Source organism: Terriglobia bacterium, from assembly GCA_036496425.1.
Lineage (GTDB): Bacteria > Acidobacteriota > Terriglobia > 20CM-2-55-15 > 20CM-2-55-15 > 20CM-2-55-15.
The window spans coordinates 1-10,893 of sequence record DASXLG010000359.1; the positions used below are offsets into that span (position 1 = coordinate 1).

At 54.8% G+C, this 10,893-nt stretch carries 11 protein-coding genes; 7 read left to right on the forward strand and 4 right to left on the reverse strand.

Going from position 1 to position 10,893, the window contains the following annotated elements:
• A partial coding sequence (locus tag VGK48_26470) for a metal-dependent hydrolase (protein HEY2384736.1) occupies positions 1-797 on the reverse strand: 797 nt, incomplete at its 3' end.
• Positions 798-849: 52 nt separating this feature from the next.
• Here VGK48_26470 and VGK48_26475 point away from each other — a divergent pair.
• Both VGK48_26475 and nuoF read left to right on the forward strand, forming a co-directional pair.
• Entirely contained in the window at positions 850-2,910 is a 2,061-nt protein-coding gene (locus VGK48_26475) for a dihydroxy-acid dehydratase (GenBank protein ID HEY2384737.1), read from the forward strand.
• Positions 2,911-2,934: 24 nt separating this feature from the next.
• Positions 2,935-4,206, forward strand: coding sequence for an NADH-quinone oxidoreductase subunit NuoF (nuoF, locus tag VGK48_26480; GenBank protein HEY2384738.1), 1,272 nt, complete (start codon positions 2,935-2,937; stop codon positions 4,204-4,206).
• A gap of 84 nt (positions 4,207-4,290) precedes the next feature.
• On the opposite strand, the gene VGK48_26485 is transcribed toward nuoF, so the two are convergent.
• Both VGK48_26485 and glgC read right to left on the reverse strand, forming a co-directional pair.
• On the reverse strand, positions 4,291-4,527 hold the full coding sequence (locus VGK48_26485) for a CDGSH iron-sulfur domain-containing protein (GenBank protein HEY2384739.1): 237 nt from the start codon (positions 4,525-4,527) through the stop codon (positions 4,291-4,293).
• 21 nt (positions 4,528-4,548) lie between these two features.
• Positions 4,549-5,799 (reverse strand): glucose-1-phosphate adenylyltransferase, encoded by a 1,251-nt coding sequence (gene glgC, locus VGK48_26490; protein HEY2384740.1) that lies wholly within the window; start codon positions 5,797-5,799, stop codon positions 4,549-4,551.
• A gap of 525 nt (positions 5,800-6,324) precedes the next feature.
• Here glgC and VGK48_26495 point away from each other — a divergent pair.
• The gene (locus tag VGK48_26495; GenBank protein ID HEY2384741.1) at positions 6,325-6,738 is read left to right on the forward strand and encodes a TraR/DksA family transcriptional regulator; all 414 of its coding nucleotides are present in this window, start codon (positions 6,325-6,327) and stop codon (positions 6,736-6,738) included.
• A gap of 81 nt (positions 6,739-6,819) precedes the next feature.
• On the opposite strand, the gene ychF is transcribed toward VGK48_26495, so the two are convergent.
• A complete protein-coding gene (gene ychF / locus VGK48_26500) occupies positions 6,820-7,887 on the reverse strand; it encodes a redox-regulated ATPase YchF (GenBank protein HEY2384742.1) in 1,068 nt (355 codons plus the stop codon).
• Positions 7,888-8,036: 149 nt separating this feature from the next.
• Here ychF and VGK48_26505 point away from each other — a divergent pair, with 149 nt between their 5' ends.
• The 4 genes from VGK48_26505 to VGK48_26520 all read left to right on the forward strand — a co-directional run.
• Positions 8,037-8,477 (forward strand): division/cell wall cluster transcriptional repressor MraZ, encoded by a 441-nt coding sequence (locus VGK48_26505; protein ID HEY2384743.1) that lies wholly within the window; start codon positions 8,037-8,039, stop codon positions 8,475-8,477.
• 39 nt (positions 8,478-8,516) lie between these two features.
• Positions 8,517-9,392 carry a 16S rRNA (cytosine(1402)-N(4))-methyltransferase RsmH gene (gene rsmH, locus VGK48_26510; GenBank protein HEY2384744.1) on the forward strand — a complete coding sequence of 292 codons (876 nt, stop codon included), beginning with the start codon at positions 8,517-8,519 and terminating at the stop codon, positions 9,390-9,392.
• Between the two features lie 90 nt (positions 9,393-9,482).
• Complete coding sequence (ftsL, locus tag VGK48_26515) at positions 9,483-9,899, forward strand: cell division protein FtsL (protein ID HEY2384745.1); 417 nt, start codon at positions 9,483-9,485, stop codon at positions 9,897-9,899.
• A gap of 121 nt (positions 9,900-10,020) precedes the next feature.
• Positions 10,021-10,893 (forward strand): penicillin-binding transpeptidase domain-containing protein (locus VGK48_26520; protein HEY2384746.1); only part of this gene is annotated, 873 nt, incomplete at its 3' end.

The following is a 10,893-nucleotide window of genomic DNA, read 5'->3' on the forward strand; positions in this document are numbered from 1 at the left end:
AACTCCAGCCCATCGACCTGGAACGTAGGGAACCGCGCAAATCGCAGAAGTGCCGCCCCGCTTTCCGATTCCGAGGCGCGTTTCACGATGTCATTAGCGGCGCCACGAGGAATGCGCACGACCTCGTCACCGACGCCGCCAAGAGAGTTTACGTTCACTTTCAGCCATTCGGTCTTGGTCCCGGCGATGCCTTCCCAGGCGAACGGATTCAGCATCGTCGGAAACACAACCCATTGGTCAATCCCGGGCGTTTTCGCGATGAATCCTTCCATTTGTCCGGCGGCGAGGCTGCGCAGTTCGATGCGTGCGCCGATATACCCGATGACAAGAACCAACGACAGCCAGGCCATCGCTCTTCTCCGGTTGAACAGCGCGCCGGCAACCAGACCCAGCAACAGGATGGAGTCGACGTACGGATCGAAGATGAAAAGAAGGTCGCCGTAATACCAGGTGCGGTCAAAGGGCAGGAACGGCCGCACTCCGTAGGTGTTCAGATAATCCAGCACCGGGTGAGTGCACATCGCCACGAATGAAACGGCAAATGTTTTCCAGAAATGTCCGGAAAAGTAATACATCACCGCGGCGAGGATCAGGGCAAGCACCGGAACTCCGACAAATGTGTGGGTTATTCCCCGATGATTATCAAGGTATGCCGCCGTACCCCGGAGGCCCGATAGGATTTCGATATCGGGCAAATTTGCTGCAATGACGGCGGTTACGGTTGCATAGGGCACCCAGCCATCGAAACCGGTTCTGGCAATGGAAAAGCCGGCAAGGGTGTGGGTGCTGTTGAACATTGAGCATTGAACCGCATGTGCAGTTATTGTATATTGCGCCCACTTTGTGAAAATGCACTCCAATAAATTTCGCGATCCGCTGATCAGCCGCGCTCAGCCGGTGACCATCATCACGCCGGTCGTGGATGAAACTCTGCGCATGGCCGGAGTGTCGGCAGTGCGCGAACAGATCGTTGACCGTTTCATGAACGGGCAGCCCCGCATCGCTGTCGTTCACGGCGGTGAGGACCATCCTCCTAACCTTGGAGCGAGAGAGACGATCCGGCGTATGATTCGCCAGATCTGGGCCAATGGCGCTATTCCTTTCGAAGCATCGCATTCGTCGCCGTGCGAGGAGCTGTCCTACGGCACAGAAGGGATGAACTACGCTCTGTTGAGCCGGAACTTTTATACGGCGGCTCTGGCCAGCCTGATCGAGGCTCATGCTTACGATGGGGCGATCGTGTTGGGTGTTTGCGACAAAATGATGGTAGGCAGCCTCCGGGCTCTGGTGGAAGTCGATCTCGCACACCAGCGCCGGAAGATGCGGCCCGTATTCGCTGTGATGATTCCGTCTCTTATCGGGCGGGAGGCGCACGTCAGTGAAGAGGACAAGCGGAAATTTGATCCTCTGCGTCACCGGTTGACGGAAAGCGAGCGCGCCGAGCTCGACGAGCTGTTTCAACGACCGATGAAGTCTCACGTCTATGCTGAGGTCAAGACGATCCTGGATCGCTGTTTCCATCGAAGGATCGTTCAGGAAAATGAAAAGGATGATCTGGAACGCGTCATTGCGAAGTGCAGTGCGTCGCCGGGTGCGAATTGTGCGGCCTCCGAAGCCTCGATGGCTCACCGGATGATCCTGGCATCGTTCGGCATCGTGCCGAAGCATCTGGATATATGCGTCAAGGCTCCTTCGGATAACCAAACCTCGGACGTTGTGCAGCGCCTGCTTCAGGCGATTACAAAGCGGGAGCGCCGCATCAGTGTCGCGAGTCTCACACGCTATAACCTGGTGAATGCCGCTGCCGTGTGGAGCGCCACCGGAGGCCATCCTGCGTGGCTCCTCCACTTGACGTATCTGGCGGATGCTGTCGGAAAGAAATTGTCGATCGCCGACGTTACAAAAAAGACACTCAAGGTTCCGCAGATTCTCGCGGTGGATGACGCGCGCGGGAACTCGGTGTATTCCATGGCGGTGGAGACCGAGAACGGCGGCAATTCGGGAATCGACACTATCATGCGGACGCTCGCCGAGAAACGCCTGATCGAGGATCGTGCTCCGACGCTTGATGGTCCGTGGATGGAGCGCATCATGGAAGCGCGCTCAGCCAATGGAAACTTCGTCTATTCAACGATGAGTCCGTTCCTGCCAACCTGCGGCTTGAAGGGGATGCAAGGAAACATCTGCACCGGCGCCGTGGCGCGGCTGAGTTCGCACAGCCGGAACCGTGATGTGGAGCAACTCGACAGAAAAATCTATCTCGCTATCTACTACCTTGGCCAGAAAGAGCTTCATGGCGATCTTGCGATTCAGGACGGCATACTGGATCGCCTGAAGCGGAAGGTTGCATGGGAAGACCTTTGTTACACCTGGCAGTACAACTGGCATTCGAAATCGCCGAACGGCTCCGTGCCGGATGTGTCGGAGTGGAATAAGGCGAAATTATGGGACTATCTGCTCGGCAATAATCTGCTGCGCGTTATGGTGGTTGTGGCAGGCGCCGGGCCTCACGGTGCCGGCATGCCGGAATTGCAGCTTGCGCTGAATGCTTCTTCTCATCCGCTTGGATCCATGTGCGTGCTCGTAACAGACGGGCGCGTGGCTTTCCGGCACGAGGGTCTTTCGATAGCACACGTCGTGCCCGAAGCGTTCGACGGCGGCGGTTTGGCTGCGATCCGAACGGGTGACTGGATTCACCTGGATCTGGCCGAAGGTGTCTTTCAGGTCGTGACGCACTCCGCGCGCGGATACAAAGTTCTCGCCAGCAAAGAACTGTCTAACCGGCCCGACCGCAAGAAACGCATGAATGAACTCCAGCGGCGCCGGCTGGATTTCCTGCCGTCCTTCCGTATTCTTCTTGATCAGGTTTCTTCCGCCGAATCCGGCGTATCCCCCGCATCGAAATCGTAAGGAAATTGCTACAATCAATTGTTTATGGCTTACGAACTTGTTCTCTTTAAGAACATCAACGATCCTCATGTGAAAGAGCTGGACCGGTACGTCGAGCTTGGCGGATACAAAGCGGCGAGAAAAGTCGTCACCGAGATGACGCCCAAGGACGTTATCGAGACAACCAAAGCCACCGGTCTCCGAGGACGCGGCGGTGCCGGTTTCCCGACCGGTATGAAATGGAGTTTCGTTCCGAAAGATACCGGTAAGCCGATTTACCTGTGCTGTAACGCGGATGAGAGCGAGCCCGGCACCTGCAAAGATCGGGTCATTATGGAGCGCGATCCGCATCAGTTGATCGAGGGGATGATCATTGCCTCGTTCGCGGTGGACTGCCATCTTGCGTTCATCTATATACGCGGTGAATTTTCGCTCGGATACCGAGTCCTGGAAAAGGCGCTGGAGGAAGCGCATGCCCGCGGCTATCTCGGGAAAAAGATCTTCGGCTCCAATTATGATCTCGACATCATTCTGCACTCCGGTGCGGGCGCCTATATCTGCGGCGAAGAGACGGGGTTGATCGAATCGCTGGAAGGGAAGCGCGGGCATCCGCGGCAGAAGCCGCCGTTTCCCGCGGTTCACGGGCTCTATGGTTGTCCCACCGTTGTCAATAACGTCGAAACACTCGCAAATCTCCCCCACATCTTCAATCGGGGCGTTGAGTGGTACAAGAGTATCGGCTCCAGCGAGAAGAACACAGGACCCAAACTTTACTGTGTCAGCGGGCATGTCCGGAAACCAGCGGTTGTGGAGAGGGAATTGGGTGTTCCTCTGCTCGAACTGATCGAGGTCGAGTGCGGCGGTATGCGGAACGGAAACCGGTTGAAAGGGGTTATACCGGGCGGTTCTTCAGTGCCGATTCTCAAGCCCGACGAGTGCGACGTTCGGATGGATTTCGATTCGCTTGCCGCGAAGGGTACGCTGCTCGGTTCGTGCGGCATGATGGTGCTCGATCAGACCGCCTGCATGGTTCGCCTTGCTCTGCGAACGGCGCGCTTTTACGCGGAAGAGAGCTGCGGGCAATGTACTCAGTGCCGTGAGGGAACGTGGTGGATGGAGCAGGTACTGCATCGGATCGAACACGGCCATGGAAAGATGGAGGACCTGAAAATGATCCTCGACATGTGCTCGAACATGAAGGGCGTCACGATCTGCGTTCTAAGCGATGCCTGTGCGATGCCCGTCGAAGCGATGATTAACAAATACCGGGAAGAATTCGAGTATCACATCACGCACAAGACGTGCATGGCGAACTAAGCGGGAACGAAACCACAAAAAGCACAAGAGGCACAAAATGTCAGGATTTTTGTGCCTCTTGTGCTTCTTGTAATTTCGTCTTTCTTACGGTTTGGGTGCTGGCGGCGGTAAAACGCGCGCTTCCACAACCGATTGAAATCCGTTCCGCGCATGTGCGCCGTCGCAGAACGGCTTATTCTCCGAGTGGCCACAGCGGCAGAGACTGATTTGAGTGCGGCCCGAAAGATCGAATTCCTTCCCCTGTCCATCCTTGATACTAAAATTCCCCGAGATACGGAGCGGTCCATTAGGAAACACAACGAAATCTGTATGATCAGCCATTGATTTCTCCTCGGAACAATTCTAATCCCAGAAGCAAGCGTTCCGTGGAATGACGACGACGCCGGAATCGGTCACTGTGAAGCGGCGGCGGTCTTCTTCAGGGTTATAACCGATTTCGATTCCCGGCGGGATGCGGACGTACTTATCGACAATGACGCTGTGGAGTCTCGCATGCCGGCCGACATCGACGCCGTTCATCAGGATGCATTGGTCGACTTCGGAGTAGCTGTTGATTCGTACTTCCGGCGAAAGGATCGAGTTTTTGACGCGCCCTCCGCTGACGATCGATCCCTGCGAAATAATGGAATTGATGGCGGCGCCCACGCGTCCTTCATGTTCGAGATCCCAGATCGTTTTTGCCGGCGGATACGAACGCACGTGCGTACGGATGGGCCACTCTTTATCGTACAGGTTGAACTGCGGATCGATCGAAATGAGATCCATGTTGGCTTCGAAGTATGCGTCGAGGGTGCCGACATCGCGCCAGTACTTTGCATCCTTCTGATTCATGTCTTTGAAGTTATAAGCGTAGACCTGCTTCGATTCGATCAGGTTGGGGATGATGTTTCGTCCGAAGTCGTGGCTGGTGTCCTGGCCTGCATCTTCCAGTAACGCCTGAATCAGAACGGGCGTGCTGAAAACATAAATGCCCATCGATGCGAGTACGAGGCTCGGATTTGACGGCATGGGCTTGGGATCTTTCGGTTTTTCTTCGAATCCGACGATCCGCTGATTACGGTCGATCTCGAGAACGCCAAGGTGGCTTGCCTCGCAGCGCGGGAATTCGATCGTCGAGACGGTGACGTCAGCACCGGATCCCACATGGAATTCCAACAGCTCGCTGTAGTCCATCTTATAGATGTGATCGCCGCAGAGAATTATCACGTAGGCGGGACTCTCGCGTTCGATGGTGTAAATGTTCTGATAAACAGCGTCCGCCGTTCCCTGGTACCACTTTTCGGAAGCGCGAAATTGCGGAGGGATCGTGAAAATGAATTCGCCGCGATCGTAGGAAAAAATGTTCCACCCCAACCGGATGTGCCGGTCGAGAGAATCCGATTTGTATTGCGTGAGGACGCAAATTCTCTTGAGCTGCGAGTTTATGCAGTTCGAAAGAGCGAAATCGATGATCCGGTAGATCCCTCCAAAAGGGACCGCCGGTTTTGCGCGGTGTTTAGTCAAAGGATAGAGCCGTTCGCCCTGTCCTCCAGCCAAAATTACGGCAAGGCTGTCCTGAATGATCGCGCTCGTTCGGGGCGCAACTCGTTTCAATGCGTCTTCCTCAATTTCGTATCATATTAGCCCGCACACATGCACACATGTTCACGACGATCACATCGCGCTGAATATGCAATTTCAGCCCTTTGTCATTTTCTGTCGGTATAAGTCTTACATATGTTGATTTAAAACCAGTTATGGATGGGAGGTCGGTGGACGCAGCCGGGAAAAGATTCCAATGGAATCAGGGTACCGACGGCAATTTTTACCGCACTCCGTCCTAACCGCTTGTGGAAATGTATAAATGACGGTGCTGGGGATCGGCGCTGTCCCCCTCGATTCCACTCAAATGAGGCCGTCGAATGAAATGTCTTTGACTTTGGCACAGCACTTGCTCAGGATGGTGGTGCTTTTTGGAGGATCGGGCGCCGTAATTTTGGCGCTGGCGCTTCTCGTGCTGTACCTGTTCTGGGTCTCGTTCGTCAAACACTGGTCAGTTGACAGCGTGACTTGGACGCATATACTCCCATTCCCCGGTTGCGAAACCACGAGGGTTTTGGAGGAACGAGAGAGGAAACAATGGACGATAAAAAAACGCAGAAATTTCGCCAACGGCTGTTGGAGGAATACCAGAAGCTGATCCGTTCAATCAATCGGAATCGATTGGCAGAGGAAGAGATCAAGCTCGAAAATACCGAGGACGAAGGGGATCTCGCCACCATCAGCCATAACAAAGAACTCTTGTATAACCTTCATGAGAGCGATTTCCAACGCTTGAAGTCGATTCAGGAAGCCTTGAAGCGCATGGACCGCGGTGAGTATGGCGAGTGCGTCCGATGCGGCGAGGACATCAATGAGAAACGCCTGATGGCCGTGCCGTGGGCGACCCTCTGCATCCAATGCCAGGAAGAAGCGGAGCGTGAGGGCACCAGCCAGCGTCCGGTGATGGCCGGCATGTTGAAGACGGACGAGGAAGACGAGCCGGAAGCTTAGTGAAGAAAACCACAAAGAGCAAAAGAGGCACAAGGTTGACTGGAACACTTTGTGCCTCTTTTGCTTTTTCCGGTTTTTCTCTTATCCGCTGTGGCGAATCGTCATGATGTCGCCGTCCTTGACCATATATTCCTTCCCCTCCAGACGAAGCAGACCTTTCTCTTTCAGCGCCGGCATCGAGCCGTATTTTACGAAATCATCATAGTGGCAGACTTCGGCGCGGATGAAATGATCGGCAAGGTCTGTGTGAATCACGCCCGCGGCGTTCTGTGCGTTTGTGCCACGCGTAATTGTCCAGGCCCGGCATTCTTCTTCGCCCACCGTGAAAAATGAGATTAATCCAAGCAATTGATAGGTTGTTCGAATCAACCGCTCCGACCCGGATTCGGTTAATCCGTAATCCGCCAGAAATGTTTTGAGTTCCTCGGTCGGCAGTTCAGCCATCTCAGCTTCAAGTTTTCCACAGATGATCGTTTGCTCGGTGTTCGGACGCAGCGTTCCATGCGCGTCCGGATGCCGCAACCGGTCGAGTTGATCTTCGCCGATGTTGTCGACATAGATCATTGGTTTCTCGGAAAGGAATGCGAACCCTCTCACGAGTTTTCTGTCATCCTCGCTGATTTCCATTTCACGTAAAGGCTTCTCGGATTCGAGCCATGCTTTGGCGCGCTGCAGGTAAGCAAGTTCTTTTTCCAACGCTGCATTTTTGATTTTTTTGAGATCCTTTTCGAGCCGTTCCATGCGTTTCTCGATCGAGCCGATATCGGCGAGCATCAGCTCGTAGTCGAGATTCCGTTTGTCGCGTTCCGGGTCCAGGGCGCCTTCCGAATGCGGAACCGATTCGTCCTGAAACGCCCGCACAACATGCACGAGCGCGTCGACTGTCCGCACCGGCGCAAGCGCCATGTCCTGACCCTTGCCGCGCACGAGTCCTTGGACATCGACGAACTCAACGGTCGCGTAGGTTGTCTTCTCCGGGTCGAATTTCGAGGATAGAAAGTCCACGCGCGGGTCAGGGACTTTGACGATGCCGACGTTCGGCTCAAGCTTGCGTCCTGCACCGGGGCCGGCAGCGGCCTTGCCCTGCGTTAGAACATTAAATATGGTTGTTTTTCCTACTGAAGGTAGTCCGATGATTCCAGCTTTCATGTCGTTCTCCCTGTAAGCATAACTGAACACGCCAAAAACCCGAGGCGACGAATATTTTCTTTCTTGACATGGTTCCGGCGCATTAGTAGTCTGAAGTGGCCAAAAGTGGCCAAATTTGTATTTTGTTGGCTTTCTAGGGACAAACATCGATGTTGCGTGGGAATTCACCAGCTACGATTGACGAGAAGGGGCGGCTCAAGATTCCGTCCGCCTTCCGCACGCACATTGAAGAGTCCTGGGGCAGCGACTTCTACGTCACGTCTCTCTCGGGTGATTCCGTGCTGATTTATCCCTTACCTATCTGGCAAGAAATAGAAGAAAGACTCGCCAAGCTCCCTTCACTAAACCCCACGAAGACAAAGTTCCTGGACCGGACTAATTTTTACGGCCAGGTATCCGCAGCTGATAAATCCGGCCGGATTCTGATTCCGCCGCTACTGCGTGAATCAGCCCAGATGACGGGAGAGGTCGCTGTCCTCGGTTATTTAGATCGTTTGGAAGTTTGGAATCATAAGCGGTTCTTTGACCGCATCATGGCGGAGTCCTTTACCGCCGAAGATCAGGAAACGTTGAGCAAGTTGGGAATTTGATGAGCGGAGCGAATGCCAGCGCGAAAGCGCAGGGCGAACATGAAAATGTTTGGACACATCCCCGTCTTGTTGGACGAGGTCATTCAATTTCTGGAGCCGAAGCCTGGCGGCCGATTCATCGATGCGACCCTGGGAGCGGGAGGGCACACGCGCGCCATACTCGAGCGGACTGGGCCGGACGGCGCGATCCTTGGGATGGATCAGGACGAGTCGGCATTGCAATCCGCAAGAGAGAGTCTGCAGTCATTTGGGTCGCGGGTGGTTTTGATGCACGCGAATTTCAGGGAGATTGCGGCGATCGCCGAAGAGCGCGCCTTTATGGAGTGCGACGGTGTGCTGGCGGATCTCGGTATCTCCTCAATGATGGTCGACGATCCAGCGAGGGGGTTCTCGTTCATGCGTGAAGGACCTCTCGATATGCGGATGGATCGCACTCAGGAGCTTACTGCGGCGGAAGTTGTCAATACGGCTTCCGAGAAGGAAATCGCCGACATTATTTATACCTGCGGTGAAGAGCGCCGTTCCCGGCCGATCGCCAGATCGATTGTGCGGTCCCGGCCTTTACAGCGCACGACGGATCTGGTGCGCGCGGTTGAGAGGGTTACTGGTGGTCCCCGGTATGGACATATTCACCCGGCAACGAGAACGTTCCAGGCCCTGCGGATTCATGTCAACGACGAACTGAAGAGCCTTGAGACCTTTTTGGATGCTTCCATGGCGGTAGTTCGTTCCGGCGGGCGGGTCGTGGTGATTGCGTTTCATTCGCTCGAAGACAGGATCGTGAAGCAGAGGTTTCGTGCCTCGGCCGTCCCTGGCCGGGTTCTCACGAAGAAAGTTGTGACCGGCAGTGCGGACGAAGTGCAGCGGAACCCGAGGGCGCGAAGTGCAAAGCTGCGCGCCTGGGAGCGAAGCTGATGAGCGGAGCGAATGCAAGCGCGATAGCGCGCAGCGAGTAAGCGATGAGCGGAGCGAATGCAAGCGCGATAGCGCGCAGCGAGTAAGAACATGGCGATCGAAGTCCACATTGAAAAGCGCATTATCAATAACCATGTGATTCGCGAAGCCGATGTGAAGAGCCACCGGGATTACATCTTCATCACCGTTCTTGCTGCGGTGTTTCTGTTCGGGCTGTTTGTCTATGGTTGGCAGCATTACCAGTGGATTCAGTACGGCTATCGGATTGAAGAGGCTCAGAAAAAGAAAGAGCAGTTGTCGGAAATTGGAAACCAGCTTCGTTTGGAGCGCGCATCGCTCAGCAACCCGCAGCGGATCGATTCGATTGCGCGCGGTCAGCTGGGAATGGTCGTGCCCGTGCCCGGACAGCTGGTTACGTTCAATGCGGATGCTCCTTTGACGATTCCAACGCCGCAGCCGCCGCAGGAAGTGCAGCCGCAACCCGCAGCGCTTGCCGCAAAGAGATAAAAAGGGTTTCGAGGTACAAATTGCGAATTTCGGATTGGAGGCTTTTCACCGTGACGGGTGGGAGAGGCGCCGAACAGAAAATTTAATTCGAAATTCGCAATTCGTGCCCCGAATTGAAACCATGAAGAAGCAGACGGACAAAAAATCGGCGAAGCCTGGCGCATCAAGGCGCCTCCATATCCTGATTGCCGCGATGAGTCTGTGGGCGGCCGTCATTGGCGCGCGTCTTTATTTTCTACATGTCGTGCATTCCGCCGATTACCGGCAGAGGGCTGAGCGCCAGCAGCAGCGGACACTTGACGTCAGTCCGAGACGCGGAGTCATATACGATCGCAACGGAAACGAACTCGCCGTCAGCATTAAAGTCGATTCGATTTTCGCTATTCCCGATGAGATTCAAAATGTGGAGTCGACGGCGAAGTCTCTCTCATCGATCATCGGTGTTCCCAGGCAGGAGCTGCTGGACAAGTTCGATACAGAGCGCTCTTTCGTCTGGGTCAAGCGAAAGCTGAACGGGGCGGAAGCTGCCGCGGTCCGTCGAGCCAGAATTCCCGGAATCTATTTTCAAAAGGAAGACAGGCGATTTTATCCCAAGCGTGAACTCGCTGCCCACGTTCTGGGCTACGTGGATATTGACGAGAAGGGGCTGGGCGGTCTGGAATACCGCTATAACAGCCAGGTTCGGGGAGATGCGGGACGCGTATTAGTGATGACGGATGCCCGCGGCCGCAGCTTTAACAGCATCGAGCAACCCGTGGCTCCGGGCGCCAATCTCATCACGACGATCGACGAGAATATTCAGTACATTATTGAAAAGGAACTGGTTGCGGCTGCCGAGAAAACGGGCGCAAAGGGCGTTTCCATTATCATAATGGACCCGAAAAGCGGTGAAATTCTCGGAATGGGGAACTATCCGACTTTCAATCCCAACGAATACGCCAAATACAGTTCCGCTTCCTGGATAAATCAAGCCGTCAGTCACACGTACGAGCCC

Bases quoted from the DNA above. Each gene is read 5' to 3' on its own strand.
- VGK48_26475 (HEY2384737.1), top strand. From the start codon at position 850: ATGCACTCCAATAAATTTCGCGATCCGCTGATCAGCCGCGCTCAGCCG.
- VGK48_26485 (HEY2384739.1), bottom strand. From the start codon at position 4,527: ATGGCTGATCATACAGATTTCGTTGTGTTTCCTAATGGACCGCTCCGT.
- ftsL (HEY2384745.1), top strand. From the start codon at position 9,483: ATGGCGATCGAAGTCCACATTGAAAAGCGCATTATCAATAACCATGTG.
- VGK48_26495 (HEY2384741.1), top strand. From the start codon at position 6,325: ATGGACGATAAAAAAACGCAGAAATTTCGCCAACGGCTGTTGGAGGAA.
- nuoF (HEY2384738.1), top strand. From the start codon at position 2,935: ATGGCTTACGAACTTGTTCTCTTTAAGAACATCAACGATCCTCATGTG.
- ychF (HEY2384742.1), bottom strand. From the start codon at position 7,887: ATGAAAGCTGGAATCATCGGACTACCTTCAGTAGGAAAAACAACCATA.
- VGK48_26505 (HEY2384743.1), top strand. From the start codon at position 8,037: ATGTTGCGTGGGAATTCACCAGCTACGATTGACGAGAAGGGGCGGCTC.
- rsmH (HEY2384744.1), top strand. From the start codon at position 8,517: ATGAAAATGTTTGGACACATCCCCGTCTTGTTGGACGAGGTCATTCAA.